A 260-nucleotide genomic window follows, 5' to 3' on the forward strand; every position below is an offset into this window, starting at 1 on the left:
ATATTTTTCTTCCAGTAATACCGCCAGCCACTTGAAAGAATTTTGTTGTTGCTGCGACCATTTGGGGTTGCGTGATTCAAGCTGGTGCGCGGCCAGTGTTGGTTGCATTTGTTCCTTTGGAATTGAGAATGCCAGATATGAAAATGCGACAGTAAGGGCATTTACATCATCCCGAAGCTTGGAAATGCAGTCGAGCAACTCCTGTAGAGAAATGGTGCTATTGTCCATAAACAATCCTCTCTATTGTATTTAACTATTCC

The 260-nt window shown here is 42.7% G+C and carries 1 protein-coding gene; it reads right to left on the reverse strand.

The window, feature by feature from the left end:
• The coding region (locus SB756_RS31810) for a hypothetical protein (protein WP_410913465.1) at window positions 1-228 on the reverse strand (228 nt) is incomplete at its 3' end.
• Window positions 229-260: the final 32 nt, after the last annotated feature.

Source organism: Pseudomonas sp. SIMBA_068, assembly GCF_046534705.1.
Classification (GTDB): domain Bacteria; phylum Pseudomonadota; class Gammaproteobacteria; order Pseudomonadales; family Pseudomonadaceae; genus Aquipseudomonas; species Aquipseudomonas putida.